Origin of the sequence: Pseudomonas sp. FJ2-5-13 (assembly GCF_029201605.1) — a bacterium.
Taxonomy (GTDB): Bacteria; Pseudomonadota; Gammaproteobacteria; order Pseudomonadales; family Pseudomonadaceae; genus Aquipseudomonas; species Aquipseudomonas lactis.
Genome location: NZ_CP104045.1, coordinates 4,942,591 through 4,967,293, shown reverse-complemented (window position 1 = coordinate 4,967,293; position 24,703 = coordinate 4,942,591). Strand labels below are relative to the sequence as shown.

The 24,703-nt window shown below is 56.0% G+C and carries 26 protein-coding genes, 1 tRNA gene and 1 pseudogene; 23 read left to right on the top strand and 5 right to left on the bottom strand.

Features of this window, described 5'->3' with window-relative positions:
- Positions 1 to 6: 6 nt before the first annotated feature.
- The 5 genes from N2A98_RS21900 to N2A98_RS21880 all read left to right on the top strand — a co-directional run bounded on the left by N2A98_RS21900 (position 7) and on the right by N2A98_RS21880 (position 5,802).
- Positions 7 to 672: a hypothetical protein gene (locus N2A98_RS21900; protein ID WP_275622635.1), complete on the top strand. Its 666-nt coding sequence runs from the start codon at positions 7 to 9 to the stop codon at positions 670 to 672.
- A 162-nt stretch (positions 673 to 834) separates the two neighbouring features.
- Positions 835 to 3,771, top strand: a complete 2,937-nt coding sequence (locus tag N2A98_RS21895; protein ID WP_275622634.1) for a KAP family NTPase — start codon at positions 835 to 837, stop codon at positions 3,769 to 3,771.
- Positions 3,772 to 4,117: 346 nt separating this feature from the next.
- Positions 4,118 to 4,396, top strand: a complete 279-nt coding sequence (locus N2A98_RS21890; protein ID WP_125970659.1) for a hypothetical protein — start codon at positions 4,118 to 4,120, stop codon at positions 4,394 to 4,396.
- A 257-nt stretch (positions 4,397 to 4,653) separates the two neighbouring features.
- Positions 4,654 to 4,950 carry a hypothetical protein gene (locus N2A98_RS21885; protein WP_275622633.1) on the top strand — a complete coding sequence of 99 codons (297 nt, stop codon included), beginning with the start codon at positions 4,654 to 4,656 and terminating at the stop codon, positions 4,948 to 4,950.
- 474 nt (positions 4,951 to 5,424) lie between these two features.
- Complete coding sequence (locus N2A98_RS21880) at positions 5,425 to 5,802, top strand: Ltp family lipoprotein (protein ID WP_017846201.1); 378 nt, start codon at positions 5,425 to 5,427, stop codon at positions 5,800 to 5,802.
- A 206-nt stretch (positions 5,803 to 6,008) separates the two neighbouring features.
- On the opposite strand, the gene N2A98_RS21875 is transcribed toward N2A98_RS21880, so the two are convergent.
- From N2A98_RS21875 to N2A98_RS21865, 3 genes and pseudogenes are all read right to left on the bottom strand, one after another.
- Complete coding sequence (locus N2A98_RS21875) at positions 6,009 to 6,188, bottom strand: hypothetical protein (protein ID WP_017846200.1); 180 nt, start codon at positions 6,186 to 6,188, stop codon at positions 6,009 to 6,011.
- Between the two features lie 94 nt (positions 6,189 to 6,282).
- Positions 6,283 to 7,125 carry a chromosome segregation protein SMC gene (locus N2A98_RS21870; RefSeq protein ID WP_275622632.1) on the bottom strand — a complete coding sequence of 281 codons (843 nt, stop codon included), beginning with the start codon at positions 7,123 to 7,125 and terminating at the stop codon, positions 6,283 to 6,285.
- Positions 7,126 to 7,223: 98 nt separating this feature from the next.
- Positions 7,224 to 8,429 (bottom strand): annotated as a pseudogene (locus N2A98_RS21865) (DUF927 domain-containing protein); the annotation flags it as partial.
- Positions 8,430 to 8,808: 379 nt separating this feature from the next.
- Between N2A98_RS21865 and N2A98_RS21860 the strand changes: the two are divergent.
- Complete coding sequence (locus tag N2A98_RS21860) at positions 8,809 to 9,117, top strand: DUF3077 domain-containing protein (protein ID WP_275622631.1); 309 nt, start codon at positions 8,809 to 8,811, stop codon at positions 9,115 to 9,117.
- Between the two features lie 165 nt (positions 9,118 to 9,282).
- Here the strand turns inward: N2A98_RS21860 and N2A98_RS21855 are convergent.
- Positions 9,283 to 9,367 (bottom strand) — tRNA-Leu (locus N2A98_RS21855).
- A 108-nt stretch (positions 9,368 to 9,475) separates the two neighbouring features.
- Between N2A98_RS21855 and queA the strand changes: the two genes are divergently transcribed.
- The 6 genes from queA (at position 9,476) to N2A98_RS21825 (ending at position 15,549) form a co-directional block, all read left to right on the top strand.
- Positions 9,476 to 10,525, top strand: coding sequence for a tRNA preQ1(34) S-adenosylmethionine ribosyltransferase-isomerase QueA (gene queA, locus N2A98_RS21850; protein WP_044268117.1), 1,050 nt, complete (start codon positions 9,476 to 9,478; stop codon positions 10,523 to 10,525).
- A gap of 5 nt (positions 10,526 to 10,530) precedes the next feature.
- Positions 10,531 to 11,646 carry a tRNA guanosine(34) transglycosylase Tgt gene (gene tgt / locus N2A98_RS21845; RefSeq protein WP_032803964.1) on the top strand — a complete coding sequence of 372 codons (1,116 nt, stop codon included), beginning with the start codon at positions 10,531 to 10,533 and terminating at the stop codon, positions 11,644 to 11,646.
- A gap of 43 nt (positions 11,647 to 11,689) precedes the next feature.
- Positions 11,690 to 12,028 (top strand): preprotein translocase subunit YajC, encoded by a 339-nt coding sequence (yajC, locus tag N2A98_RS21840; RefSeq protein ID WP_003175975.1) that lies wholly within the window; start codon positions 11,690 to 11,692, stop codon positions 12,026 to 12,028.
- A 62-nt stretch (positions 12,029 to 12,090) separates the two neighbouring features.
- The gene (gene secD / locus N2A98_RS21835) at positions 12,091 to 13,959 is read left to right on the top strand and encodes a protein translocase subunit SecD (protein WP_003194025.1); all 1,869 of its coding nucleotides are present in this window, start codon (positions 12,091 to 12,093) and stop codon (positions 13,957 to 13,959) included.
- A gap of 9 nt (positions 13,960 to 13,968) precedes the next feature.
- A complete protein-coding gene (gene secF, locus N2A98_RS21830) occupies positions 13,969 to 14,883 on the top strand; it encodes a protein translocase subunit SecF (protein ID WP_032895384.1) in 915 nt (304 codons plus the stop codon).
- Positions 14,884 to 15,006: 123 nt separating this feature from the next.
- Positions 15,007 to 15,549, top strand: a complete 543-nt coding sequence (locus N2A98_RS21825) for a glycine zipper 2TM domain-containing protein (RefSeq protein ID WP_003194023.1) — start codon at positions 15,007 to 15,009, stop codon at positions 15,547 to 15,549.
- 205 nt (positions 15,550 to 15,754) lie between these two features.
- Here the strand turns inward: N2A98_RS21825 and suhB are convergent, their stop codons facing one another.
- Positions 15,755 to 16,570, bottom strand: coding sequence for an inositol-phosphate phosphatase (gene suhB, locus N2A98_RS21820; RefSeq protein WP_005791195.1), 816 nt, complete (start codon positions 16,568 to 16,570; stop codon positions 15,755 to 15,757).
- A gap of 145 nt (positions 16,571 to 16,715) precedes the next feature.
- Here suhB and trmJ point away from each other — a divergent pair, with 145 nt between their 5' ends.
- From trmJ to ndk, 11 genes are all read left to right on the top strand, one after another.
- A complete protein-coding gene (gene trmJ / locus N2A98_RS21815; protein ID WP_275622630.1) occupies positions 16,716 to 17,486 on the top strand; it encodes a tRNA (cytosine(32)/uridine(32)-2'-O)-methyltransferase TrmJ in 771 nt (256 codons plus the stop codon).
- 2 nt (positions 17,487 to 17,488) lie between these two features.
- Positions 17,489 to 18,271: a serine O-acetyltransferase gene (gene cysE / locus N2A98_RS21810; RefSeq protein ID WP_044268105.1), complete on the top strand. Its 783-nt coding sequence runs from the start codon at positions 17,489 to 17,491 to the stop codon at positions 18,269 to 18,271.
- Between the two features lie 302 nt (positions 18,272 to 18,573).
- A complete protein-coding gene (gene iscR / locus N2A98_RS21805) occupies positions 18,574 to 19,065 on the top strand; it encodes a Fe-S cluster assembly transcriptional regulator IscR (RefSeq protein WP_003194020.1) in 492 nt (163 codons plus the stop codon).
- A gap of 50 nt (positions 19,066 to 19,115) precedes the next feature.
- On the top strand, positions 19,116 to 20,330 hold the full coding sequence (locus tag N2A98_RS21800; RefSeq protein ID WP_003194019.1) for an IscS subfamily cysteine desulfurase: 1,215 nt from the start codon (positions 19,116 to 19,118) through the stop codon (positions 20,328 to 20,330).
- 99 nt (positions 20,331 to 20,429) lie between these two features.
- Positions 20,430 to 20,816, top strand: coding sequence for a Fe-S cluster assembly scaffold IscU (iscU, locus tag N2A98_RS21795; protein WP_003175965.1), 387 nt, complete (start codon positions 20,430 to 20,432; stop codon positions 20,814 to 20,816).
- Between the two features lie 28 nt (positions 20,817 to 20,844).
- The gene (gene iscA, locus N2A98_RS21790; protein WP_003175963.1) at positions 20,845 to 21,168 is read left to right on the top strand and encodes an iron-sulfur cluster assembly protein IscA; all 324 of its coding nucleotides are present in this window, start codon (positions 20,845 to 20,847) and stop codon (positions 21,166 to 21,168) included.
- An 8-nt stretch (positions 21,169 to 21,176) separates the two neighbouring features.
- Complete coding sequence (gene hscB / locus N2A98_RS21785; protein ID WP_044268102.1) at positions 21,177 to 21,698, top strand: co-chaperone HscB; 522 nt, start codon at positions 21,177 to 21,179, stop codon at positions 21,696 to 21,698.
- 51 nt (positions 21,699 to 21,749) lie between these two features.
- Positions 21,750 to 23,612, top strand: a complete 1,863-nt coding sequence (gene hscA, locus N2A98_RS21780) for a Fe-S protein assembly chaperone HscA (protein ID WP_044268098.1) — start codon at positions 21,750 to 21,752, stop codon at positions 23,610 to 23,612.
- 3 nt (positions 23,613 to 23,615) lie between these two features.
- Complete coding sequence (gene fdx, locus N2A98_RS21775; protein WP_047711727.1) at positions 23,616 to 23,957, top strand: ISC system 2Fe-2S type ferredoxin; 342 nt, start codon at positions 23,616 to 23,618, stop codon at positions 23,955 to 23,957.
- 14 nt (positions 23,958 to 23,971) lie between these two features.
- Positions 23,972 to 24,172: a Fe-S cluster assembly protein IscX gene (iscX, locus tag N2A98_RS21770; RefSeq protein WP_003194015.1), complete on the top strand. Its 201-nt coding sequence runs from the start codon at positions 23,972 to 23,974 to the stop codon at positions 24,170 to 24,172.
- A gap of 91 nt (positions 24,173 to 24,263) precedes the next feature.
- Entirely contained in the window at positions 24,264 to 24,689 is a 426-nt protein-coding gene (ndk, locus tag N2A98_RS21765; protein WP_003175956.1) for a nucleoside-diphosphate kinase, read from the top strand.
- Positions 24,690 to 24,703: the final 14 nt, after the last annotated feature.

The following is a 24,703-nucleotide window of genomic DNA, read 5'->3' as shown; positions in this document are numbered from 1 at the left end:
TGGATGGTGGCCATATTCCAATTTTGTCTAACCTATTCTTTTCTCTCCAATGATCTCGGTCGGGCGGAAAAGCTGTATTCACTGGCTCTCCATTCGAACCTACTCAGCGACGTAGAGTTACAATCGCTAAAAGTGACTCTTGGTAGTCTTGCGTCTCAGACGCTTCAGCTAATAAAAACTGTTGAAGAAAACCATCAACCGAAGGCTGAAGTAGATTTTCTAAAAATTAACACAGAGGAGCAAAAGGCATATTTCCGAAACACTGCGCGAAATATGGGGATGGACCCTGAAGACCCAAAGAATGTAATGGGGCAAATCGTTGCCAGAGCACTGATCAACTTTGATCCGACAGAAATTGTAAAAAATTGCGAACATCTGTTTGTTCACTACAGGCCCGGAGGCATAGTCGCACAGACATTACAGATGCACTCTGCCGGAGGCATGCACATCATCGTCTGTCTGAAACACAAATACGCTCACGGGACAGGCAACTTGCTGAATCTTCTCTACAATCCAGAAATCGATATACCTGGGCACGGATTCAAGAGGACCCATTGCGACAAATGCTCTGACTGCATCCCTCGAACTTCTAATTGGCAATGGTCTTTGGCCTGGCATGAAGCTGAGAAAGCAAAGCATGTGGAAATATTGAAACTCTTCAAGGAGTGGTAAACCTCTCTGGTACGTGTAGGTGTCTCACTATGCATAAGGTTACAGAGAATTCCCCATATCCATATGAGTATTTCTCCCGAAGAATTGATTGATAATACGCAGCTCCACCTGAGTAAAAAGACCACCACAGCATGAAGTCTGAAATCAACTTTAGGAGTAAAAATGGTCATGGTGACGCCAGAGATGAAAATGCCAGAACTCATGGTGTTTTTTCGCACATTTGCGGTTGGCTTTCTGGCAGCAGAAGTCTGGAGGGTGGCATCCTATCTCGGCAACAATTTTTCCCCTGAATTGATCAATGTTAATTTTTGGATTCAAATTTCAGCCATCTTAATTATTACAGCCCTCTGCGTCTATTACGCTCTCAACCGAGGAGCTATTTCAGATTCCGCTCGTATAATACGCAGCTGTAGGGTCGACCTACTCCTTGCAGTAATAGTTGGAGTATGGGCAAATTCTCTTGTGGCACTTAATCTCAAAAAAATTCACGATATCATTCAGGGTGCAGACCCCTACTGGGCACCTGCAATACTCGCAATCTTATGCACCATGTTGTTATCGCCAATAGTCCAAAACTTACGAGCGCGATCAAGAAAAGATAGACCTCAGCTATATTTCTTATCAGATGATGAAATACAGCAGAACAAAGAGGATGCATTGGATTGCGGATCGCAAGCTGAGTCATTTGCTAGAACCGTAATGGCTAGCAACGCACACCCAGGCTTGGTGTTCGGTATCGATGGGCCTTGGGGCGTTGGTAAAACCAGCTTCATAAACTTGGCAGCTCGTCATTGGGAAAAAAAACCTAAAGAAATCATTGTCTGCCGCTTCGAACCCCTTCGCTTTGCTTCTGAGCCTGATCTGACAGACAGGCTTATCAAAGAGCTGTCGGCGACTATTCAACGAGAAGCCTATGCGCCCGAATTTCGACCAGCTGCTAATCGGTATTCGCGCCTGATTAAAGGCAAAGCAGATATATCGTTCTTGGGCTTCAAGTTCGCCGTCGAGCCTTCGCAAGAAACCCTGGATGAACTTTTAGATGATATTGACGATGTGCTTCGCCGTATTGGCAAACGCGTTGTCATCGTTATAGATGATCTCGATCGATTAGATGCCAAGACAGCCAACTCGGTTCTATTTGCTACCCGCAGAACGTTCAGACTATCTCAGGCAACATTCATACTCTGCTATGACACCGAAATTCTAGCTGGTATTCAAGAGGAAACCTCGCGCGCACGCGAGTTCCTCGAAAAATTCGTTACTGTAAAACTCAGCTTGTTTGTCGACACCTCCTCAATACGAAATTTCCTAACAAGGGACTGGCACAATGAGGAGCAAAAACTTACATCGGTACCTTCAGACACGATGGTACGGCTTGGTGAAGTGCTCAGTGAACTTGCGGATATCATTGATGGAGATAAAGCAGCAAGCTATTTACCGTTTGTCGGGAATCTTCGAAAGGTAAAACGTTTCGTAAACGCCCTTCTTATTCTACAAATGGAACGTAGCGACCTATCACGGACAGACTTCAATAAGGTTGATCTGATTAATCTCATATTATTACATTTGTTTTACCCAGGCACGTTCAGGCTGATTTATGCAGAAGAGACAGAAGGTAGATCTGGTCGATTCTCACTGAAGAGAAATACTGGTGCCGACAATTTTATAAACTCACCAGCGTTCTCAGGGCATTTGGAAATGGAGCCGGCCCAAGCTTTCCTGCTACGTCAACTCTTCGACGCAGAAACTCTTGAACTGCCCGCGCGCGCAGACATAGAGCCATCAGTAAGAGCTAGCCGTGCATGCTTTAACCATGAAGGCTCTCGAAACCTAGAAAACTACCTAAAGCTTATTGTAAGATTTGCCACTCCTGAGCCCCAAGACACTTTCGCTCTGTATCAGAAAGCTGTTGAAGAAGTGATGAAAGGAAAAAAAATCTCCATCATCCTATCATCAGAGAACTTTGACCTGGTTGTTCACGAGCGAGCCCACGACCAATTCTGGAGACTGCTAGTCAATAGCTCTTCCAGCTTCAATCAGGTTGCAGCCGAGGATGCCATTAACACCTTGGTCGAATACCTACCCCGCTACGCATCTATCGGTCGGTTCGACGGAAGCTTGCGCCATAGATCTATCTACTCACTTTTGAGACTTCTTGATCGAGCCGGCTGGGGGAGGACGGATAGCAAGCGCCTCGAAAACTCCAATGAAAATGTAGTAGAGATCGCTCGACGAATTTTTGGCACTGAAGAGTACAAAAACAAAGGGCTGCTTGACCGACTTGCCGGCGCTGAGCGGGGCGCCTTGGGTTGGAATGACCTAATGCTATTTAGGCTTCAATGCTCTGCAGATCGCCAAGGCCAACTGTATAACCTTCAAAAAGCACTCATAGTGTTTGATCATCCGAAAGCAGCAACTTCTGGAATGGTAAGTGGATTGGCAATTATGGGAATGAGAAGAATCTCCCAAGTGGTGTTCGCTAAATTCAAAGCCGATTACATTGATAGGAAAGTAAACTTTTACTCTGCAGTCGATGCAATTCCGGTCGAGAATTTTGACACTATGGGGCTGTTGATTGCCCATAAAGATGACCCGAACACTAAAAATGCGGTCCTCAGTAGCATATGTGCTAGCCGCTCGGGCGTAAAAGGCTTTGTAATATACCAGTTAAGCAATAGCAAAGAAGCGAATGGCTCTGGAGTCGGCTGTGGTTACTACGATGAGTCAGGGGTTGAGGATAGTCACGAAATATCAAAGCTAATGGACCGTTACATATTCGGCTTTTGCTTCAACCCTAATATTGATGAAAATAATGCCCATCACTTCCTTAACCATTGCCTTAGTCACCTCACCAATTCGTATTTTGAGGGGATTCCAGGTGATGGCTTCGTGGCCTCTAAAGACGGTTTGATAGGGCACTTCGATATTGAGAGCATTGCCAGGTATTGGAGAGAGCATGGAGCTTTTGTCCGTGCAAAAGCTGAAGAAATCCCCAACCGGGAGGTGGTGATGTCTAACTATATCGCTACCTATGCCGAAGATTTAGACGGAGTATTCAAGGTGCTTGATGAAATTGTGAACGAAAGAGAGCCAGCATAACTAAAAAAAATTGGCGAAACGTCTGCCCTGAGTGCGAGAAAATATTGTCCGCTTATGTCCCAGAGTGTGTAAAAACGCTTCGCCAAAATTGAAATGCGCGTCTACGTTAAATCTGAAATTTATCGGCAAGTCTGCAGATGTGGATTTCGCGTAGAAACGCGATTTCCACTCCGGTTTGGGTACCTGACGCGCTCAAAAACGTTTTTACACAGCCTGGGCCGATTGCTGCCCTTCAGATGTTTTAATATTGCCCGTCAAGAAGCTTGCTTGGGCCTAGCTTGATGCGTCCATGGCCGGGGACTTATGAACGCTTTATCAATGCAGCAACGAGTTCGAGGAAAAGATCATGAGCAGTGACGAAAACGAGCACAAAATCACTCTGCCCCCCGGCTCTCGATTTCGGCGACAGGCTGGTCCGTATGACTTAGATACCGGCCGTCCGTGTTACGCCGTCCAGGTAGTCGCGCCGGATGAGCAGGCGAGACGCCAGGTCGAGGACAACTCACAGATCATGGGCACTCCTGGCAAGCACTTTTATGTGTGGGATATCAAGAACGGCTCGACTTGGCCTGTTTTTCTGACCCTGGCAGTGGATGGAGTGAGGGTAGGCAAGGACAACGACTGACAAACTGTTCGAGGAAACCGAAGCATGGAGCCCCGCCATACGCTGATAGCTTTAGGTTTGATTATCGCCGCGATAATTGCGGCGAATACTTCAGCCTGCAATCCACCGGCACATACAGCATCCTCGACGCAGCAAGCGAAGCAGATCTGCGATGAAGTTTACGATGACAGCGAGGACGCTAGTGGATACGGCGATTGCGTCAACTCAGCAAAGCGAAGCCTCGAAAATACTAATTGACGGAAAAAGGAAACTCCGCATTGAAATATCTCATCGTTTTAAGCGTCACCGTGCTCTTGGCCGGCTGTGGTCAGGAATCCAAGCCAGCAGCTGTATTTCACCTTGCTCCGATCACACCTGGTGCTATTCCCGAAAAGATCGGTGGCTGCGGGGAAGGTTGTAAGAAACTGGACAAGTTTGCTAAGTGGCAACCGCTGCTCGCTCCGCTGGTTGAAATGCACCGCAGGCAGAAGAAGTGCTCCTCAGTTGAATATGCGATGCCCGATACCGACTCTGACCCAGTGGACCGAAGTTTTATGTACAGTGCAAAGAAGTGAGAAGCGGCCAGCTTTACAACACCTTCTACACTCGGACACAGATCGAGATGGGCACGCCGGCTACGAGTGAGCCTGTTTCCCGTGCGTATGCTGAACCTCTTTGTGCAGGCCAATTGGCTGAAAAACTGCCCGGCGCGACAATTGCCAATCAAGGCTTTTACGAAGCTCCGAACGGCTCGGTACGTCTAACCTATGACTTAAAAGTAAATGGCGTCGACAGGAGGGCGGCTTGTCTAGTTAGCCACGAGTCTGTTGAGTTCAACCTCGTCCGGTAGCTCAGTAATCAAGGAAAAAATGACTCTCGCAATAAACGTGATTCTTGGCCTATCGCCGCAGCTGCAGGCACTGATTGACCAGGTGAAAGCCATGGAAATTCGCTCAGTTCCCTCAAAGGGACGTGTCATGTAAAGTTGAGCCGTAAGACAAGAATTTTAAGGCCGTTAGAGACGCTGCATGGGTTCTGGAGATATTCCGATGAATTTTTTGAAAGTAATATTGGCTGTCACTTTTTTTGCTGCTGCTCCCTCATGGGCTGGAGATTTGACTGGACCTCAAAATAATGCAGTCAGATCAGCGAAGCAGTATCTCAGCATGACGGGCTTCTCACGGAATGGGCTTATTCATCAGCTTTCATCTGATGCTGGAGAGGGTTACGACGTTTCTGACGCTACGATAGCAGTGGACAGCATGAACATTGATTGGAACCAGCAGGCGGTGAGGTCTGCGAAGCAGTATCTCAATATGATGGGCTTCTCGTGCAAAGGCCTCATTAAGCAACTTTCCTCGAGTGCTGGAGAAAAATACACTGTGGACCAAGCAACCTACGGGGCAAAACATGCAGATGGTTGCTGAAAAACGGCGTGCTTTAAATCGCCCCTAGTTTCGTAGACGCCATCAAGCTACAAGGAAGGTTTGCTAACCCTGCATAACTGTCCGCTTTTGGTCAAAAGCCGTCGTATTCCCACAAACGCCACAGATCAGAAGCTGAAAAATCTAAAGCCCTGGTTGTAATGGGGGATCTAGCGAAGCGGAAGCTGTTTTAGGCTTCCGCTTCTCAATTACCCGTCCTTTCTTTTGAGTTGAAGGTCAATGAAGTCAAGCTCTGCCTTGATTGCATCAATCGTGAGCGTCTCAACTTTAGTTTCTTTGATTCCTTTTGCGTTGAGCTTTTTCATTCCGCAGATGCCGACAATTATTCCGTTCAAATGCAGCTTTCGGGCCTTTAGGTAATCAGGCATCTGAGCGCTGTTCAGTGGTGGTTAATTCATGGTTAGACCGATGGTAGGCCCGAAACAGCTTGCCTTTCTCAGGCTGCTTCGAGAAAGGTTTGGGTTAGACTGCCAGTAGGTCAATCAGGCTGTGTTGGCGCGAGCGATCTGCGAGTTCTTGCCACGTCCAGCTTCCAAATCGCTCGCCCTGTTCAGGGATATCCAGCTTCATCAATGCAACCGGGTCTCGATTAATCAAGTCGCGTGCGGCCCACAACTTACCGCCTGTTTCCAGCAGCGCTTTCGCGGCCTCATTCCATTGTTCCTCCAGCACAATGTTAGCCAGGTGAGCCGCTTTTTTCTCGATCTTGGCACGTTCTTTTTGTGTCTCTGTGATGTGCAGATCAATCGTTACCAGCTCTTGTTCCAGGGCGGTAATCAGCAGTTGTTGACGACGATGATGCTCAACCGCAGTCGTGAGGTTTTTTGCGGCCTTTTGAGCTTCGGCGTTTGCCGCTTTCTCGCCCTCCACATCGCCCCAGGCGACAGCCTGCGCATAGGCGGTGGCTGCGTCCGTTTCAGCTTGTCGAGCCTTTGCCATGTCTTCCTGAACGCTCTGGCGTACTTGCTGCAACCGGGTCTCAATGCTGCTGCGCTTTTCGTTGAGTTCCATCTCATCGGCTTTCCAGTTCGCCATGCCACTGAGGTGGCTCGCAGCCAAGCTCTCACGGTTCGCCAGTTCCTCGAGGCGATCAGTCTTTTGATTCAGACGGTGGATCTCAAAGCTTCGCGAGTCTATGCGTCTTTTGTGATCGTTGATTTCATCCTGCACTGCCCGTTGACGGCCTTGCTGGATGACCTCTGGGCTTTCCAGCGCTTCTTCGAGGGGCGCCAGGTCGCGCTGAATGCTCTCCACTTCGAGGGTCAGTTGGTCGCGGCGGTCTTTCAGTTCTTGGATAGTGTTCATCTGCATTGTCTCTGGGTACTACGGTTGATAGGGATGGTTATCGAACGGCTGGCGAGGCCGGGATTGAGCCGGCGCTACCTCGATCAGCAGGCATGCCATCAGGCGGCCTTGACCTCGTTTTCATCTGTTCCAGGAACTGTCTTCACCACATAGCAGCGCTGAGGTCCTAACCCCGGCAGGCGAATCAAGCTGTACGCCTTGCCGTCGCTTCCCGGTTCGAGCACGCCCCGTTGCAGCAACTCCTTATTCACCGCACTGATATTCATGCCCTTGAAGATCTCGGCCCTCTAGGCTTCCGGCAGCACGTAGTAGGTGTTGGTGGTGTGCAGGGCGTCGCCCATGCCGTGTTCCAGGGTCTTGCGAAAGCCCAACCGATCAATCGTGCGTGGGCCGTGCTCATCGAGCTTGGCGGTGGCGGATTCCCTGCGGGTAAAGCGGCTTTCTCCAAACCGCTCGATGACCTGGCGCAGCCGCGCCAAGATCGCATCGCCCTCGAAGTTTCCGGCGCCGCCGCGTTCGGCCAGCCACGCATGCAGACAAACCCGAGCGGCGGTCGTGGCTGTGCCATCCGGCCAGCCGGTAACACCAAAGGCGGTAGCCAACTCTCCGGCGGCGGCTGCGAGGCCGAAGCGAAGGGCGGCACGCTGCGCCTGACCACTGGCCGAGGCTGGTAGGTGTTGGGTGATGAACTGTTCCACCGTGAGCATTTCCCCAGGCGCACACAATGCGTGCAGGAAAGCGGTGAGGGGCGTGCCGTTATATTTGGCTACTCGGGCCTTGAGCGCATCGGAGAGGGCGGCAGCGTCCTCAAAACCATTCAGCACATAGAACATGCCGAGGCCTTTGCTGGCATCCGCTGGCATGGCGAGCATGCGCACCTCCATACCGGCTTTCAGCTCCTTGTTTGCATCCGCCATGTGCTGCGCCAACGTCTTCTCGCCGGTCGAGAGAAACAGCAAGCGCCACTCCTGCACCTGTCGGCCCGCTTGTCCTCATCGTTCGCTTGGGCTTTACCCGTGCCATTTCAGAGCATGCACACCGTTTCGCTAATGATGTGCAGACCACCACACATGCCAGTTTCATCCTGCACCAAGATGCATCTGAATGTGCAGCGGCGATGGGCTTTATGGCGTTATCTGGCGCGTGCCACCAACGCACCAGGCGCTGCCCATCACAGACCGAGGCAGCGACTTCAAATCGGGTTGTCTTGCCCTCGGAGCTATGGCCATAGAAATGGAAGCCGACAAAGTAATGTCCGAGTAGATTCAGGCCACAGATACGACAAATGCCAAGCGGTGGTTGCCAGTTCGCTGGAAACTTCTCGCCACAGATACCAACTGTCATCTCTAACTGCTCCTGCGCTACCTTTCTCCCGTCGCTTCCAATCCAGCGACCGGACTTGAGAATCCGAGAAACAATAGGCGCATAGGCGCCACCATCCATTAGACTGTTGGCGCTTTTTTGTGTCCGCATGTCTGTGCAATGGCGGCTATGTGTGGGAGACCTTCGGGTCTGCCGGGTTCCTATTGTCCCGGTTTCTCAGCCCGCGCATAGCTGCCACCCATTCGCATGAGAAACGAACGTGGCAGCTCACTACATAGGAGCTTAAGCAATGAGCGTTTCTGATAGGCCGTACCTTCGCAATTCCTCGACCCACACCTCCACCCCCCTGGGAGGTGCCCAATGATCAACCCACCCCTCAACAAAACCCTCGGCGTCATTACTTTTTCCACCTGTGGCAAACAGCCCGACCTCCATCGTCTATTCCGCGTCAATTCCGGTGTACCCATTCGTGATGCTCTGGAGCATGCCTCCGAGCTCCTCCATTGTTCAAAAATGCTGGCTTTGGATGCGGCGATGGACAAGAGCGCAGACCGCTATGCCTGGGCGGCGCATTATTTGGGGGAGATGGCGAAGGCGGTGGTGGATGATTTGGCGAATGGGATGTTGCCGAATGGGGTGACAGAGGAGGGGGATTCGGTTGGCGTGTAGGCAGATGGTTTGAAGGTGTTGGGACTGGCGCAATCGCAGGCAAGCCAGCTCCCACATTGGATCGTGTTTCAGCTTGGTAATGGGCGGTGAGCAACGAATCAGCCCGCCGCCCACTTTTTTACAGGCGAAAAAAAACACCTTGAATTTCAAGGTCTTTCTTTAAGATGGTGCCCCGAGGGAGACTCGAACTCCCACTCCTTTCGAAAACGGATTTTGAATCCGCCGCGTCTACCAATTCCGCCATCAGGGCTCAATGGCGGCGAAGTATAGAGATGAGATTACCGTTGGTCAATCACGTTTCATGGTCTATTTTCACTATTTCCGCTAGACTTCCCGGCCCTGCTAGACGAACCCCATCATGCGCGTTGCTGACTTTACTTTTGAGCTCCCTGATTCGCTGATCGCTCGCCACCCTTTGGCCGAGCGTCGCGCCAGTCGACTGCTGACCCTGGACGGGCCCAGCGGTGCCCTCGCACACCGTCAATTCACTGATTTGCTTGAGCATTTGCGCCCAGGCGATCTGATGGTTTTCAACAATACCCGGGTGATTCCGGCGCGGCTGTTTGGCCAGAAAGCGTCCGGCGGCAAGCTGGAAATCCTGGTGGAGCGGGTGCTGGACAGCCATCGTGTGCTGGCCCATGTGCGCTCCAGCAAGTCGCCCAAACCGGGGTCGAGCATCCTGATCGAGGGCGGTGGCGAAGCCGAGATGGTCGCGCGCCACGATGCCTTGTTCGAGCTCAAGTTTGCTGAAGAGGTGTTGCCGCTGTTGGAGCGTGTCGGCCATATGCCGTTGCCTCCTTATATAGACCGCCCCGACGAAGACGCGGACCGCGAGCGCTATCAGACCGTGTACTCACAGCGCCTCGGCGCCGTCGCCGCACCGACTGCCGGGCTGCATTTCGACCAGCCACTGCTGGATGCGATTGCTGCCAAGGGCGTCGAAACCGCCTATGTGACTCTGCACGTGGGGGCCGGGACGTTTCAGCCGGTGCGTGTGGATAACATCGAAGACCACCATATGCACAGCGAATGGCTGGAAGTCAGCCAGGAAGTAGTGGATGCGGTGGCGGCGTGCAAGGCGCGGGGCGGTCGGGTGGTGGCCGTGGGCACCACCAGCGTGCGTTCGCTGGAGAGCGCGGCGCGTGATGGCGTGCTCAAGCCGTTCAGTGGCGACACCGATATCTTTATTTTCCCAGGGCGGCCATTCCATGTGGTCGATTGCCTGGTCACCAACTTCCATTTGCCCGAATCCACGCTGTTGATGCTGGTGTCGGCATTTGCCGGTTACCCGGAAACCATGGCTGCCTACCAGGCCGCCATCGCCAACGAGTACCGTTTTTTCAGCTACGGTGATGCGATGTTTATCACCCGTAACCCGGCGCCGCGCGGCCCTGAGGACAACTTATGAGTCGTATGTCGTTTGAATTGCTCGCTACGGACGGCAAAGCCCGTCGCGGTCGCCTAACCTTCCCGCGTGGCACTGTGGAGACCCCGGCGTTCATGCCGGTCGGCACCTATGGTACCGTCAAGGGCATGTTGCCCCGTGACATCGTCGCCACTGGCGCCGAAATCATTCTCGGCAACACCTTCCACCTGTGGCTGCGCCCGGGCACGGAAGTGATCAAGAAGCATGGCGACCTGCATGACTTCATGAAGTGGCAAGGCCCGATCCTCACCGACTCTGGTGGTTTCCAGGTGTTCAGCCTGGGCGCCATGCGCAAGATCAAGGAGGAGGGCGTGACCTTCGCCTCGCCGGTCGACGGCGCCAAGGTGTTCATGGGCCCGGAAGAGTCGATGCAGGTCCAGCGCGACCTGGGTTCGGACATCGTGATGATTTTCGACGAGTGCACGCCGTACCCGGCCGATGAAGACGTGGCGCGTATTTCCATGGAGCTGTCGCTGCGTTGGGCCCAGCGTTCGAAGAACGCCCATGGCGACAATACGGCGGCGCTGTTCGGTATTGTCCAGGGCGGCATGCATGAAAGCCTGCGCAAACGCTCGTTGGAAGGCCTCGACAAGATCGGCTTTGACGGCCTGGCCATCGGCGGTTTGTCGGTGGGCGAGCCCAAGCACGAAATGATCAAGGTGCTGGATTACCTGCCGGGCCTGATGCCCGCAGACAAACCTCGTTACCTTATGGGCGTTGGCAAACCGGAAGATCTCGTAGAGGGTGTGCGCCGCGGTGTGGACATGTTCGATTGCGTGATGCCAACCCGTAATGCCCGCAATGGGCATCTGTTCATCGATACAGGCGTGCTGAAGATCCGTAACGCGTTCCATCGCCATGATGATTCGCCGCTGGATCCTACCTGTGACTGCTACACCTGCCAGAACTTCTCCCGTGCTTATCTGCACCATCTGGACAAGTGCGGAGAAATGTTGGGTAGCATGTTGAATACCATCCACAATTTGCGTCATTACCAAGTCCTGATGGCTGGTTTGCGCGAGGCTATTCAACAGGGTACATTGGCCGCCTTCGTCGATGCCTTCTATGCCAAGCGTGGCCTCCCTGTGCCGCCCTTGGACTGAGTTTTCCGACCCTAAGATTCACTATTTGCAACTGGAGTGCTAAATGAGCTTTTTTATCTCTAACGCCATGGCTGACGCCGCTGCGCCTGCTGCTGCCGGCCCTATGGGCGGTGGTTTCGAGTGGATTTTCCTGGTCGGCTTCCTGGTCATCTTCTACCTGATGATCTGGCGTCCACAGGCCAAGCGGGCCAAAGAGCAGAAAAACCTGCTGGGCAGCCTGCAAAAAGGCGACGAAGTCGTAACCACTGGCGGCATCGCCGGCAAGATCACCAAGGTTTCCGATGCTTTCGTGGTACTGGAAGTCTCCGACACCGTGGAAATGAAGTTCCAGAAGGGCGCCATCGCCGCCACGCTGCCTAAAGGCACGCTCAAAGCGATCTAAGTAACAACCTTTACCAATCGACGGGGCGCGCAAGGCGCCCCGCGTTATAAGCGGGCGGCGTGATGCTGAACAAATACCCTCTGTGGAAATACGTACTGATCCTGGCGGTGCTGGCGATCGGTTTTATTTATTCCGCTCCCAATCTCTATCCTGATGACCCGGCTATCCAGATCTCTGGCGCCAGCACTTCGCTGCAAGTCAATCAGGCAGACCTGGACCGTGCGAGCAAAGCGCTCAACGACGCGGGTATCCAGGTTAAAGCGGCAACCTTGGCGGCTGGATCCAAAGGCGGCTTGTTGCGCCTGACCAAGCAAGAAGACCAATTGCCGGCCAAAGATGTCGTACGCAAGGCCATGGGTGACGACTACGTTGTCGCGCTAAACCTGGCCCAGACCACGCCACAATGGCTGCGCAGCATTGGCGCGCACCCGATGAAGCTGGGCCTGGACTTGTCCGGTGGTGTGCACTTCCTGCTGGAAGTCGACATGGACAAGGCCCTGGACGCACGTCTGAAGGTCTACGAAGGCGACGTGAAGAGCCTGCTGCGCAAAGAGAAGCTGCGCTATCGCAGCCTGCCGCAGCTCAACGGTGCCATCCAGCTTGGTTTTGCTGACGAAGCATCCCGCGAACAGGCCCGTGCGCTGATCCGCAAGAACTTCAATGACTTCGACATCGTACCGGCCGACCTCAATGGTCAAGCGGTACTGCGTCTGGCGATGAGCCCGGCCAAGATCGCGGAAATCCGCGAATACTCCATCAAGCAGAACTTGACCACGGTGCGTAACCGCGTCAACGAGCTGGGTGTGGCCGAGCCGATCGTGCAGCGCCAGGGTGCCAACCGCATCGTGGTCGAGCTGCCGGGTGTACAGGACACCGCTGAAGCCAAGCGTATCCTCGGCAAGACCGCCAACCTGGAGTTCCGTCTCGCGGCCGACCCAGGCGCTACGCGTGCCACTTCCGAAGAGTTCGAATTCCGTGAAGGCAACCGTCCTCCTGCGTTGATCGAGCGTGGTTTGATCATCACCGGTGACCAGGTGACCGACGCCAAGGCCGGTTTCGGCGAGCACGGTACGCCTGAAGTGAACATCCGCCTGGATGGCCATGGCGGCGAACTGATGAGTCGCGCAACGCGCAGCAACGTCGGTCGCAGCATGGCAGTGATCTTCATCGAGCAGCGCCCGGTGACCACCTACACCAAGCAGATGGTCAACGGCGTCGAGAAAGACGTGCCGGTGCAGACCTTCAAGGAAGAGAAGAAGATCATCAGCCTGGCGACCATCCAGTCGCCGCTGGGTGCTCAGTTCCGTATCACTGGCCTGAACGGCCAGGGCGAGTCGTCCGAGCTGGCGTTGCTGCTGCGTGCCGGTGGCCTGGCTGCACCGATGTACTTCGCTGAAGAACGTACCATCGGTCCGAGCCTGGGTGCCGACAACATCACCAAGGGTGTCGATGCGGCGCTGTGGGGCATGTTGTTCGTGTCGCTGTTCATCATCGCCATCTACCGCTTCTTTGGTGTGATCGCCACCGTTGCCCTGGCGGGCAACATGGTGATGTTGCTGGCTCTGATGTCGTTGCTGGGTGCCACACTGACCCTGCCAGGTATTGCCGGTATCGTACTCACCATGGGTATGGCGGTGGATGCCAACGTGCTGATCTTCTCGCGGATTCGTGAAGAGATCGCCGCCGGCATGACCGTGCAGCGTGCAATCAACGAAGGCTTCGGCCGGGCATTTACCGCGATCCTCGACTCCAACCTGACCACACTGTTGGTCGGCGGGATTCTCTTCGCTATGGGCACAGGCCCGGTGAAAGGTTTTGCGGTGACCATGTCCCTCGGGATCTTTACCTCGATGTTCACGGCCATCATGGTGACCCGCGCAATGGTCAACCTGATCTTTGGCGGGCGTGACTTCAAGAAGTTGTGGATTTAAGGGGCTGCCATGTTACGTACAATCAACTTCATGGGCGTTCGCAACGTTGCGTTCGGCGTCACCGTGCTCCTTACCGTTCTGGCGTTGTTCAGCTGGTTCCATAAGGGCCTGAACTACGGCCTGGATTTCACCGGCGGTACGCTCATCGAGCTGACCTACGAGAAGCCGGCCGACGTTACCCTGGTGCGCAACGAGCTGGTCAAGGCCGGCTATCACGAAGCCGTGGTACAGAGCTTTGGTGCCACCACCGACCTGCTGGTGCGTATGCCTGGCGAAGACCCGCAACTGGGTCACCAGGTAGCCGAGGCCTTGCAGAAGGTGGGCGGCGACAACCCTGCGTCGGTCAAGCGCGTCGAGTTCGTCGGCCCGCAAGTGGGTGAAGAGCTGCGCGACCAGGGCGGCCTAGGCATGCTGATGGCGCTGGTCGGCATCATGATCTACCTGGCGTTCCGCTTTCAGTGGAAGTTCGGTGTCGGCGCCATTGTGTCGCTGATCCACGACGTGGTCGTCACCGTGGGCATCCTGGCCTACTTCCAGATCACCTTCGACCTGACCGTACTGGCGGCCGTGCTGGCGATCATTGGTTACTCCCTCAACGACACCATCGTGGTATTCGACCGGGTTCGTGAGAACTTCCGTGTACTGCGCAAGGCGACGTTGATCGAGAACATCAACATCTCCACCACCCAAACCTTGCTGCGGACCATGGCGACGTCGATCTCCACCTTGCTGGCGATTGCTGCGCTGATGATCTTCGGCGGCGACAACCTGTGGGGCTTCTCCCTGGCGCTGTTCATCGGTGTTCTGGCGGGTACCTACTCGTCGATCTACATCGCCAACGTGGTGCTGATCTGGCTGAACCTCAACAGCGAAGACTTGATCCCTCCTGCCGCTACCGACAAGGAGGTTGACGACCGTCCTTGATGGGCGCTTGTTGATCCGCTGTTACAAGAAAGGCGCGAGTATTGAACTCGCGCCTTTTTTTTTGCTCCAAGGCTGGGTATAGCGCGGATCTTTCGGTCCGCTTGTGATGGTCAGGAGGTTCATGTGAACAAGTCGTTGCTGGTTGGTGCGGTATTGGGTGCTGTCGGTGTGACTGCCGGAGGCGCTGTTGCCACCTACAGCCTGGTAAAAAGCGGCCCTGAGTATGCGCAAGTACTGGCGGTACAGCCGGTGAAAACCCAGATCAAAACCCCGCGTGAGGTCTGCAAGGACGTCACCGTGACCCGGCAGCGTCCGGTGCAGGACCAACATCAAATCGCCGGTACCGTGGTGGGCGCCCTCGCAGGTGGCCTGCTGGGCAACCAGATTGGTGGTGGTAATGGTAAGAAGCTGGCCACCGTGGCCGGTGCGGTCGGTGGTGGCTACGCCGGTAACAAGGTTCAGGAAGGCATGCAGAACCGCGATACCTACACCACCACGCAAACTCGCTGTAACACCGTTAACGACATCAGTGACAAGGTGGTCGGTTATGACGTGCGTTACAACCTGGATGGCAAGGAAGGTACCGTGCGTATGGAGCGCGACCCTGGTAGCCAGATTCCGGTGGACAAGGAAGGCCGTCTGATCCTGGGTCAGAACCAGCAATAATTGCTGGGCAGTCACCGTTCAAAATGTGGGAGCGGGCTTGCTCGCGAAGGCGTACTGTCAGTCGGTAGATGTTTTGACTGGCCCACCGCATTCGCGAGCAAGTCCGCTCCCACATTGGGTATGTGCTATGGCAGAAAATGCTGCATTACCCAAATGCCAGGCAAAAAAAAGCACCCCGAGGGGTGCTTTTTTTGTGCTCGCTCGCTTAACGCTTCAGCGAAGCCGGCAGGTGCGGCTGGATCGCCGTCAGTACTGCTTTGAAGCATTTGGTGTTGCCAGCTACGACGTGGCCTTTCTCCAGGAAGTCATGACCACCGGTGAAGTCGCTCACCAGGCCACCTGCTTCTTGAATCAGCAGGGCGCCAGCAGCCATGTCCCACTCGGACAGGCCCGACTCCCAGAACGCATCAAAACGACCGGCGGCTACATACGCCAGGTCCAGGCTGGCTGCACCGGCGCGGCGGATGCCGGCGGTCTGGCCAACCAGGGCGCGGAACATGCCCAGGTAGTTTTCCAGGTTGTCCATCTGGTCGTCGCGGAATGGGAAGCCGGTACCCAGCAGAGCGCCTTCCAGGCTGGTACGGCCGCTGACGCGCAGGCGGCGGCCGTTCAACTGGGCGCCACGGCCACGGCTGGCGGTGAATTCTTCCTGGCGAACCGGGTCCAGCACAACGGCGTGTTCCAGGCGGCCACGGTATTTGCAGGCGATGCTCACGGCAAAGTGCGGGATGCCGCGCAGGAAGTTGGTGGTGCCATCCAGTGGGTCGATGATCCACAGGTAGTCTTCGCCTTCGCCGCTGCCTTTGTGCAGGCCGGTTTCTTCGCCGAGGATGCCGTGGGTAGGGTAGGCCTTGCGCAGGGCGTCGATGATTTTCTGTTCGGCGGCGCGATCCACCTCGGATACATAATCCTTGGCGTCTTTTTCGTCGACCTTGATGGTATCCAGGCGCTCGATGGAGCGGAAAATCAATTCACTGGCGCTGCGGGCGGCGCGCAGCGCGATATTCAGCATGGGCTGCATGGATAGGTCACCTAAGGTTGTTAAAGAAAGCCGAGCATTCTAGCAGAAACTTTCTTCAGGTGAAGGACGACGTTCGCTTTCATGGCATAACCTTAGGCGGTTCTGTAAGATTTGCTCCCCTTTCCTGTGTCCGAGAGCGCCTCCCTTGCTGCAAAACATTCGTGTCGTCTTGGTCAATACCAGTCATCCCGGCAACATCGGCGGGGTGGCGCGAGCCATGAAAAACATGGGGCTGACGCGCCTGGTGCTGGTTGAACCGCGGGTATTCCCGCACCACGAGGCGGATGCCCGTGCGTCCGGCGCCAATGACGTGCTCGAAAACGCCCAGGTGGTCGCCACCTTGGAGGACGCCCTGGTCGGCTGCAATCTGGTGCTCGGCACCAGCGCCCGTGACCGGCGTATCCCTTGGCCGCTGCTGGACCCGCGTGAGTGCGGCACCAAAGTGGTGGAAGAGGCTGCTGGCGGCGCTGAGATCGCCTTGGTATTTGGCCGTGAAGACTCCGGCCTGACCAACGAAGAACTGCAGCGATGTCATTACCACGTGCATATCCCCTCAGACCCTGAGTTCAGTTCGCTGAACCTTGGGGCTGCGGTGCAGGTGCTGACTTATGAAGTGCGCATGGCCTGGCTGGCTGCTGCCGGCCAGCCGAGCAAAGTGGAAAAGGAAGAGGTTGCCTCGACCAAAAGTGGCGAGCTGGCCACCATGGACGAGCTGGAACGGTTCTATGAGCACCTGGAGCAAACCCTGGTCGCCATCGAATTCCTCGACCCTGAAAAGCCACGGCACTTGATGGCGCGCCTGCGTCGCTTGTATGGCCGCAGCTCGGTGAGCCGAGCTGAAATGAACATATTGCGTGGCATCCTCACGGAAACCCAGAAAGCGGCCCGTGGTGAGCTTCTTAAGCGGAAGGATTAAAAATGTTCGAGCGTTTGCGAGAAGATATCCAAAGTGTTTTCCACCGTGACCCGGCGGCGCGCAACGCCTTTGAAGTGCTGACCTGCTACCCGGGCATGCACGCGATCTGGATCCACCGCTTGTCCGGCGCCCTGTGGGGTATGGGCTGGAAGTGGCTGGCGCGGCTGGTATCGAACTTTGGGCGCTGGTTGACCGGTATCGAGATCCACCCGGGTGCCAAGGTGGGCCGTCGGTTCTTTATCGACCACGGCATGGGCATCGTGATCGGCGAAACGGCCGAGATCGGCGATGACGTCACCCTCTATCAAGGCGTGACCCTGGGCGGCACCACTTGGAACAAGGGTAAGCGCCACCCAACGCTGGGCGATGGCGTGGTGGTAGGGGCGGGCGCCAAGGTGCTCGGGCCGTTTACCGTGGGTGCTGGCGCCAAGGTTGGCTCCAATGCGGTGGTGACCAAGGCTGTGCCGCCGGGTGCCACGGTTGTAGGTATTCCAGGTCGCATCATCGTCAAGCCGCAAGTCGGTGATGAGCAAGAGGCCAAGCGCAAGGCAATGGCCGAGAAGATTGGTTTCGATGCCTATGGCGTCAGTGAAGACATGCCCGACCCGGTGGCTCGCGCCATTGGTCAATTGCTTGATCATTTGCAGGCGGTGGACGGCAAGCTGGAGGGTATGTGCGGTGCGCTGAAGGAGCTGGGCAGCCCGTACTGTGCCAAAGACCTGCCTGAACTGCGCGAAGAGGATTTTGCTGAGATCAAGGACGAGGCTGCCACCAAGGCAAGCTGAGGTTTCGCAATCACTGCAAAACCCCTGTGGGAGCGGGCTTGCTCGCGAAGGCGGCGTGTCAGTCGCCGGGTATATTGACTGGCCCATCGCATTCGCGAGCAAGCCCGCTCCCACATTTGCCCTCCGTTTGTCCTGCTTTCTCGGCTCTGCCCTGTTCCCGCTGGTCCATCCCACCCCATCCTGCTATGATTCGCGCGCCCTTTTTACGGGTAATCCTGACTAAAGTACTAGGTCTTATAGTTGACTTAAATACTCGGGAATCGCATACTTGCTCCCATTCTGAAACACCTTGGTACTTGTCCATGAGACTGACTACAAAAGGCCGATACGCGGTGACCGCCATGCTCGACTTGGCCTTGCACGCGCAAACTGGGCCGGTGTCCCTGGCCGATATCTCCGAGCGCCAAGGCATTTCCCTGTCCTATCTCGAGCAGTTGTTCGCCAAATTGCGCCGTAGCAATCTGGTTTCCAGCGTTCGCGGTCCGGGTGGTGGCTATCAGTTGTCCCGCGACATGCAGGGCATTCAGGTGGCCCAGGTGATCGACGCGGTCAACGAATCCGTCGATGCCACCAAATGCCAGGGTTTGGGTGACTGCCATGCCGGCGACACCTGCCTGACGCACCACTTGTGGTGTGACTTGAGCCTGCAGATCCATGAGTTTTTGAGTGGTATCAGCTTGGCTGATCTTGTGACTCGCCGTGAGGTGCAAGAAGTAGCCCAGCGTCAGGACCAGCGCCGTTGCAACACCAAGGCGCCGCGTCTGGACAAGATTGAAGCGTCCGCCGTCGAGTGACAGCCGAAGAGCTAACGGCACGCCAGCCAGCCTGATTTAGGAGAAAGTCCATGAAATTGCCGATTTACCTTGATTACTCAGCGACCACCCCGGTTGATCCGCGTGTCGCGCAAAAAATGAGCGAATGCCTGCTGGTCGACGGAAACTTCGGCAACCCGGCCTCCCGTTCCCACGTATTCGGCTGGAAAGCCGAGGAAGCGGTCGAGAACGCTCGTCGCCAAGTCGCTGACCTGGTCAATGCCGACCCGCGCGAAATCGTCTGGACCTCCGGTGCCACCGAGTCCGACAACCTGGCTATCAAGGGCGCGGCGCATTTCTACGCGACCAAAGGCAAACACCTGATCACCACCAAGATTGAGCACAAGGCTGTCCTGGACACCATGCGCCAACTGGAGCGTGAAGGTTTCGAGGTCACCTACCTCGAGCCGACCACCGACGGTATCGTCACCCCGGCCATGATCGAAGCCGCGATGCGTGAAGACACCATCCTGGTTTCCGTGATCCACGTGAACAACGAAATCGGCACCATCAACGACATCGCCGCCATCGGCGAGCTCACCCGCTCCAAGGGTGTGTTGCTGCACGTCGACGCTGCTCAGTCCACCGGCAAGGTCGATATCGACCTGTCCAAGCTGAAAGTCGACCTGATGTCGTTCTCTGCCCACAAGACTTACGGCCCTAAAGGCATCGGCGCGCTGTACGTGAGCCGCAAACCTCGCGTGCGCATCGAAGCCACCATGCACGGCGGCGGTCACGAGCGCGGCATGCGTTCGGGCACCCTGGCGACCCACCAGATCGTCGGCATGGGCGAAGCCTTCCGTGTAGCCAAGGAAGACATGGCTGCCGAAAACGTGCGTATCAAGGCGCTGAGCGATCGCTTCTACAAGCAGGTCGAAAACCTTGAAGAACTGTACATCAACGGCAGCATGACCGCCCGTGTACCGCACAACCTGAATTTGAGCTTCAACTACGTCGAAGGCGAGTCGCTGATCATGGCGCTCAAGGACCTGGCGGTATCGTCCGGTTCGGCCTGCACCTCGGCGTCCCTTGAGCCTTCGTACGTACTGCGCGCCCTGGGCCGCAACGACGAACTGGCACACAGCTCGATCCGCTTTACGTTCGGCCGCTTCACCACCGAAGAGCAAGTCGACTACGCCGCGCAGAAGGTCTGCGAAGCCGTCAACAAGCTGCGCGTTCTGTCGCCACTGTGGGACATGTACAAAGACGGTGTCGATATTTCCAAGATCGAGTGGGCGGCACACTAACTATAGAAGCCGCCACCCAAGCTCTGTAGGAACGTGGCGGAAAACGCAGGCGTTTCTACAGGGTTCCAGAGCGGCCCTGATGAGTGAGGATTCAGTACCATGGCTTACAGCGAAAAGGTCATCGACCACTACGAAAACCCGCGCAACGTCGGCAAGATGAACGCGGAAGATCCTGATGTCGGCACCGGCATGGTCGGCGCTCCGGCGTGCGGCGATGTGATGCGCCTGCAGATCAAGGTCAACGATGCTGGCGTTATCGAAGACGCCAAATTCAAGACTTACGGCTGCGGTTCGGCCATCGCCTCCAGCTCCCTGGCGACCGAATGGATGAAAGGCAAGACCCTGGATGAGGCTGTCACCATCAGCAACACCCAGCTGGCCGAAGAACTGGCGCTGCCGCCAGTGAAAATCCACTGCTCGGTACTCGCGGAAGACGCCATCAAGGCAGCAGTTCGCGACTACAAGCAGAAGAAAGGCTTGATCTAAGCATTTGGCGACGAGTAAGGAGTCAACGATGGCTATCAGCATGACAGAAGCGGCTGCGCAGCACATTCGCCGCTCCCTGAATGGGCGCGGTAAAGGTGAGGGGATTCGTCTGGGTGTACGCACCACGGGCTGTTCCGGCCTTGCCTACGTGCTGGAGTTTGTCGACGAGGTGGTTGCAGAGGATCAGGTGTTCGAAAGTCACGGCGAAAAGGTGATTATCGACCCGAAAAGCCTGACCTACCTGGACGGCACCGAACTCGATTTCGTCAAGGAAGGGTTGAACGAAGGCTTCAAGTTCAACAACCCTAACGTGCGCGGTGAGTGTGGCTGCGGCGAAAGCTTCAACATCTGAGGCTACTCGTGGGTACTCCTTGTCATTTCGCTTTATTCGAGCTGCAGCCGAGCTTTCGGCTGGACCTTGAGCAGCTTGCTGCGCGCTACCGTGAGTTGGCGCGTGGCGTGCATCCGGACCGCTTTGCCGACGCTTCCGAGCGTGAGCAACGCTTGGCGCTGGAGCAATCGGCCAGCCTCAACGAAGCCTATCAGACGCTCAAAAGCCCCCCGAAACGCGCGCGTTATTTACTGGCGATGAAGGGTGGTGAGTTGCCGATGGAAGTCACCGTGCATGATCCGGACTTCCTGATGCAGCAGATGCAGTGGCGCGAAGAGCTCGAAGACTTGCAGGACGAAGCCGATGTGGCTGGCGTCGTGGTCTTCAAGCGCCGTCTGAAGGCGGCCCAGGATGAGCTCAACGAAAGCTTCGCAGCCTGTTGGGATGATGCGGCGCAACGCGAACAGGCCGAACGCCTGATGCGGCGCATGCAATTCCTCGACAAGCTCACCTACGAAGTGCGCCAGCTAGAAGAGCGCCTCGACGATTAACCCAGTGCTGCCCGTGATGCACGCCTGATAGACAGATAAGACCTGATTACCATGGCTCTACTGCAAATCGCCGAACCCGGCCAAAGCCCTCAACCGCACCAGCGTCGCCTGGCGGTCGGGATTGACCTGGGCACCACCAATTCCCTGGTTGCTGCCTTGCGCAGCGGCCTGTCCGAGCCATTGCCCGATGCCGATGGGCAGGTGATCCTGCCGTCCGCCGTGCGTTATCACGCCGACCGCATCGAAGTGGGCGAATCGGCCAAGCTGGCCGCGTCCGCAGACCCCTTGAACACGGTGTTGTCGGTCAAGCGCTTGATGGGTCGTGGGCTGTCCGACGTCAAGCAATTGGGCGACCAACTGCCGTACCGCTTTGTCGGCGGTGAATCCCATATGCCGTTCATCGACACCGTCCAGGGGCCCAAGAGCCCGGTGGAAGTGTCGGCTGATATCCTCAAGGTGCTGCGCCAGCGTGCAGAAAGCACCCTGGGCGGTGAACTGGTAGGGGCGGTGATCACTGTGCCGGCGTATTTCGATGACGCCCAGCGCCAAGCCACCAAGGATGCGGCGAAACTTGCCGGCTTGAACGTGCTGCGCTTGCTCAACGAGCCGACTGCGGCGGCGGTGGCCTACGGCCTCGATCAGCACGCTGAAGGCCTGGTCGCCATTTATGACCTGGGTGGCGGCACCTTCGATATCTCTATCCTGCGCCTGACCGGCGGTGTTTTCGAAGTGCTGGCCACCGGTGGCGACAGTGCCCTGGGCGGCGATGACTTCGACCACGCCATTGCCGGCTGGATCATCACCAGCGCAGGTTTGTCTGCCGACCTGGATCCGGGCGCGCAGCGTAACTTGCTGCAAACTGCCTGTGCGGCCAAAGAAGCGCTGACTAATGCTGCATCCGTTGAAGTGACTTACGCTGATTGGTCGGCACAACTGACCCGCGAAGCCTTTGACGCGCTGATCGAGCCAATGGTCGCCCGCAGCCTCAAGGCTTGCCGTCGTGCTGTGCGTGACTCCGGCATTGAGCTGGAAGATGTCGGCGCTGTGGTCATGGTCGGTGGTTCCACTCGCGTGCCGCGTGTGCGTGAGGCGGTTGCCGAAGCGTTTGGTCGCCAGCCGCTGACTGAAATCGACCCGGATCAAGTGGTGGCCATTGGCGCCGCAATTCAGGCCGATACCCTGGCCGGCAACAAGCGCGATGGCGGCGAATTGCTGTTGCTCGACGTGATCCCGTTGTCTCTGGGCCTGGAAACCATGGGCGGCCTGATGGAGAAGGTGATCCCGCGCAACACCACCATCCCCGTTGCTCGCGCCCAGGATTTCACTACCTACAAAGACGGCCAGACGGCCATGATGATTCATGTGCTGCAAGGCGAGCGCGAGCTGATCAGCGACTGCCGCTCCCTGGCGCGCTTTGAATTGCGCGGCATTCCGGCGATGGTGGCCGGTGCCGCCAAGATTCGCGTGACCTTCCAGGTCGATGCCGATGGCTTGCTCAGCGTGGCTGCGCGCGAACTGGCCTCGGGCGTTGAGGCCAGCATCCAGGTCAAGCCTTCTTACGGTCTCACTGACGGTGAAATCGCCAAGATGCTCAAGGATTCGTTCCAGTATGCCGGTGACGACAAGGTCGCTCGCGTATTGCGTGAGCAACAAGTGGATGCCCAGCGCCTGCTCGAAGCGGTGCAGGGTGCGCTTGAAGCCGACGGCGAACGCCTGCTTGATGCCGAAGAACGCATGGTCATTGACCTGCAGATGCAGGAACTGGCCGAACTGATGAAAGGCAACGATGGTTACGCCATCGAGCAACAGACCAAGCGCCTGTCGCAAGTGACTGATGCCTTTGCCGCCCGCCGTATGGATCAGACGGTTAAAGCCGCGCTGGCGGGCCGCAACCTGAACGAAATTGAGGAATAACTGATGCCACGGGTCACTTTTCTACCGCACGCCGAACATTGCGCTGAGGGCATGGTCGTGGAGGCTGAGACCGGCAAGTCCCTGCTTGAAGTTGCCCACGACAACCATATCGAGATCGAAAGTGCCTGTGGCGGCGTCAATGCCTGCACCACCTGTCACTGCATCATTCGTAAAGGTTTCGACAGCCTCAATGAGGCTGACGACCTGGAAGAAGACTATCTTGATCGGGCGTGGGGCCTGGAGCCGACGTCGCGCCTGAGTTGCCAGGCAAAAGTGGGGACTGAAGACCTCACCGTCGAAATCCCGAAATATTCGCTCAACCATGCGGCCGAAGCGCCGCATTGATTCAAGGAAGTGTCATGAGTCTTAAATGGGTTGATGTGCAAGAGATCGCTATCCTGTTGGCCGATGGCAACCCGGATCTGGATCCTTACTCCCTGAACTTTGTAGCTTTGCGTGACATGGTCATGGCATTGCCCGGGTTCGAAGATGAGCGTGATCGTGGTGGTGAAAAGGTCTTGGAAGCTATCCAGACTGCCTGGAAAGAAGAACAGGACTGACGCCTCCCTCACGCAGTTAGGCAATACCCAATAACCCGCGTATAATTCGCGGGTTTAATTTTTCGTAAATTACCGTTTCTGGAGTTACACCATGGCTGTTCAACGTACTTTCTCCATCATCAAGCCTGACGCTGTTGCAAAAAACGTCATCGGCGAGATCACCACTCGTTTCGAAAAAGCCGGCCTGAAGGTTGTAGCTTCGAAACTCAAGCAACTGTCCAAGGCTGAAGCTGAAGGCTTCTACGCTGAGCACAGCGCTCGTGGCTTCTTCGGCGACCTGGTTGCCTTCATGATCTCCGGTCCTGTTGTTGTTCAGGTTCTGGAAGGCGAAAACGCTATCGCTCTGAACCGTGAGCTGATGGGCGCTACCAACCCTAAAGAAGCGGCTGCCGGCACCATCCGTGCTGACTTCGCTGAATCCATCGACGCCAACGCTGTTCACGGCTCGGACTCCGAAGCTGCTGCTGCTCGCGAAATCTCGTACTTTTTCGCTGCTACTGAAGTAACCGCTCGCTAAGCATCGGCTTAAAG

Excerpts from the sequence above, each read along its gene's own strand:
- N2A98_RS21895 (WP_275622634.1), top strand. The coding sequence starts at position 835 with ATGGTCATGGTGACGCCAGAGATGAAAATGCCAGAACTCATGGTGTTT.
- N2A98_RS21890 (WP_125970659.1), top strand. The coding sequence starts at position 4,118 with ATGAGCAGTGACGAAAACGAGCACAAAATCACTCTGCCCCCCGGCTCT.
- N2A98_RS21880 (WP_017846201.1), top strand. The coding sequence starts at position 5,425 with ATGAATTTTTTGAAAGTAATATTGGCTGTCACTTTTTTTGCTGCTGCT.
- N2A98_RS21875 (WP_017846200.1), bottom strand. The coding sequence starts at position 6,188 with ATGCCTGATTACCTAAAGGCCCGAAAGCTGCATTTGAACGGAATAATT.
- N2A98_RS21870 (WP_275622632.1), bottom strand. The coding sequence starts at position 7,125 with ATGAACACTATCCAAGAACTGAAAGACCGCCGCGACCAACTGACCCTC.
- N2A98_RS21860 (WP_275622631.1), top strand. The coding sequence starts at position 8,809 with ATGATCAACCCACCCCTCAACAAAACCCTCGGCGTCATTACTTTTTCC.
- queA (WP_044268117.1), top strand. The coding sequence starts at position 9,476 with ATGCGCGTTGCTGACTTTACTTTTGAGCTCCCTGATTCGCTGATCGCT.
- tgt (WP_032803964.1), top strand. The coding sequence starts at position 10,531 with ATGTCGTTTGAATTGCTCGCTACGGACGGCAAAGCCCGTCGCGGTCGC.
- yajC (WP_003175975.1), top strand. The coding sequence starts at position 11,690 with ATGAGCTTTTTTATCTCTAACGCCATGGCTGACGCCGCTGCGCCTGCT.
- secD (WP_003194025.1), top strand. The coding sequence starts at position 12,091 with ATGCTGAACAAATACCCTCTGTGGAAATACGTACTGATCCTGGCGGTG.
- secF (WP_032895384.1), top strand. The coding sequence starts at position 13,969 with ATGTTACGTACAATCAACTTCATGGGCGTTCGCAACGTTGCGTTCGGC.
- suhB (WP_005791195.1), bottom strand. The coding sequence starts at position 16,570 with ATGCAGCCCATGCTGAATATCGCGCTGCGCGCCGCCCGCAGCGCCAGT.
- cysE (WP_044268105.1), top strand. The coding sequence starts at position 17,489 with ATGTTCGAGCGTTTGCGAGAAGATATCCAAAGTGTTTTCCACCGTGAC.
- iscR (WP_003194020.1), top strand. The coding sequence starts at position 18,574 with ATGAGACTGACTACAAAAGGCCGATACGCGGTGACCGCCATGCTCGAC.
- N2A98_RS21800 (WP_003194019.1), top strand. The coding sequence starts at position 19,116 with ATGAAATTGCCGATTTACCTTGATTACTCAGCGACCACCCCGGTTGAT.
- iscU (WP_003175965.1), top strand. The coding sequence starts at position 20,430 with ATGGCTTACAGCGAAAAGGTCATCGACCACTACGAAAACCCGCGCAAC.
- iscA (WP_003175963.1), top strand. The coding sequence starts at position 20,845 with ATGGCTATCAGCATGACAGAAGCGGCTGCGCAGCACATTCGCCGCTCC.
- hscA (WP_044268098.1), top strand. The coding sequence starts at position 21,750 with ATGGCTCTACTGCAAATCGCCGAACCCGGCCAAAGCCCTCAACCGCAC.
- fdx (WP_047711727.1), top strand. The coding sequence starts at position 23,616 with ATGCCACGGGTCACTTTTCTACCGCACGCCGAACATTGCGCTGAGGGC.
- iscX (WP_003194015.1), top strand. The coding sequence starts at position 23,972 with ATGAGTCTTAAATGGGTTGATGTGCAAGAGATCGCTATCCTGTTGGCC.
- ndk (WP_003175956.1), top strand. The coding sequence starts at position 24,264 with ATGGCTGTTCAACGTACTTTCTCCATCATCAAGCCTGACGCTGTTGCA.